We start from the raw sequence: 1,736 nt of genomic DNA on the forward strand, positions 1-1,736 counted from the left end.
AGAATGCCTCCGGCGGCCAGAGGGCTACCGCCCTCTGGACTCCTGTCCCGGGGGGGAATAATTCCCCCGGGCCCCCTCAGCGCCTCCGTATCCTGCACAGGCTTGCGCCTGCACGGGATACGGCAGTTCTGTGGGCGTCGGACATCCTTTTCAGGATGCCGCAACGGAGCCGCCGGGAAACTGTTTTTCAAAGAAAGGCGTATCGGAATGCCCTTCCCTCGGCCCGCCCCGCTTACAAAAGTCTTGGGAGGGAGAGGGATGGGGGTGAGGGGGAAGGGGGAGGGAAGCCCTTCTCCAGAAGGGTTCCCTCCCCCTTCCCCCGCATATCAAAATGTTATTTGCACCACGGGGCGTTGCCCTTGTCCCAGAGAGAGTTGAGCGCCTGCGCGTCACGCAAGGTATCCATGCACTGCCAGAAACCGGTGTGGCGGTACATGGAAAGCTGGCCTTCGGCGGCAAGGCGTTCGAGCGGCTCCTTCTCGAGATCACAGGACTCGTCTTCGGAGAGATAGTCAAGAAATTCGCGCTTGAACACGAAAAACCCGCAGTTGATGTATTCATCCAGAACGGGTTTTTCCTGCCAAGACAGGATGTTGCCGTTCTCGTCGGTCTTGACGGAACCGAAGCGGGAAGGCATCCGGACGCCGGTGAAGGTCGCCATCTTGCCGGATTTGATATGGAAATCGACCAGTTCGCTAATATTGATGTCGGAAACGCCGTCCCCGTAGGTGACCATGAAGCGATCCGTGTCGATGTGCTGTGCGATGCGCTTGATGCGCGCCCCTTTCAGGGTTTCCGGCCCGGTGTCGGACATGGTGACGCGCCAGTCGGTCACCTGCGCGGTCGGGTGGTAGGTCGTCGAGCCTGTGGCGAGATCCACGGTGAAGTCCGCATTACGCATACGGTAATCGTGGAAATACTGCTTGATGACCTCCCCCTTGTAGCCGAGGGGCAGCACAAAATCCTTGTGACCGTACCGGGCGTACATGGACATGATATGCCACAACACCGGACGCCCGCCGATTTCGACCATCGGCTTGGGTTTGAACTCGGTTTCTTCGCGGAGCCGGGTTCCCTTACCGCCACACAGAATAATAACTTTCATGGACTTGCCTCATGTTTCCAGATATAGGAAGCTCCGTATCCTGACCGGATCATCGGAGTCCGGTCACACTAGCAAAACACGCGGCAAAGGTGAATACCCCCGTCCTTCCGGGCAAAAATACCCCACCCCGCAATCCCTTTTCGGCCCCTTTTCGGCCCCTTTTCGACGCCATCCGCATCAGGAGAAATCTCATGTCCCCATCCGTTCAGGCCATCAGGCGGTTCCTCGAAGCCCACGACCGTTTCGCCGCACACAACGGTATCACCGTTGAAGATGCCGACTACGATTACGGCAAGGTCAGCCTCGCGTTCGAAGATCACGTCAAAAATTCTCTCGACATGCTGCACGGCGGCGCGCTGTTCACTCTCGCGGACATGGCCTTCGGCCTCGCTTCCAATTTCGGGCAGGAAGACGGCAAAAGCGCCAAGACCGGCCCTATCGTCGCTGAAGCCCGGCTCGCCAACGGCGGCAGGCATCTCGCCACCTATGAAGTCAAAATCTACGACGGGCAGGGAACCTATATCGCCTGCGCCATGATCTCCGGCTACCGCCTCGACACGAAGCTGGCAATTGAAGAGGAATAGAAAAGGTGGGGGAAGGGAGGGGGAACCTTTCTTTAGAAAGGTTCCCC

General features: G+C 58.4%; 2 protein-coding genes. One reads left to right on the top strand and one right to left on the bottom strand.

Features of this window, described 5'->3' with window-relative positions:
* Positions 1–334 precede the first annotated feature (334 nt).
* Complete coding sequence (gene rfbF, locus HMPREF0178_RS08400) at positions 335–1,105, bottom strand: glucose-1-phosphate cytidylyltransferase (RefSeq protein WP_005028091.1); 771 nt, start codon at positions 1,103–1,105, stop codon at positions 335–337.
* Positions 1,106–1,296: 191 nt separating this feature from the next.
* Here rfbF and HMPREF0178_RS08405 point away from each other — a divergent pair, with 191 nt between their 5' ends.
* A complete protein-coding gene (locus HMPREF0178_RS08405; protein ID WP_009368325.1) occupies positions 1,297–1,689 on the top strand; it encodes a PaaI family thioesterase in 393 nt (130 codons plus the stop codon).
* The last annotated feature ends 47 nt before the right edge of the window (positions 1,690–1,736 follow it).

Origin of the sequence: Bilophila sp. 4_1_30 (assembly GCF_000224655.1) — a bacterium.
GTDB lineage: Bacteria > Desulfobacterota > Desulfovibrionia > Desulfovibrionales > Desulfovibrionaceae > Bilophila > Bilophila wadsworthia.

Excerpts from the sequence above, each read along its gene's own strand:
- rfbF (WP_005028091.1), bottom strand. The coding sequence starts at position 1,105 with ATGAAAGTTATTATTCTGTGTGGCGGTAAGGGAACCCGGCTCCGCGAA.
- HMPREF0178_RS08405 (WP_009368325.1), top strand. The coding sequence starts at position 1,297 with ATGTCCCCATCCGTTCAGGCCATCAGGCGGTTCCTCGAAGCCCACGAC.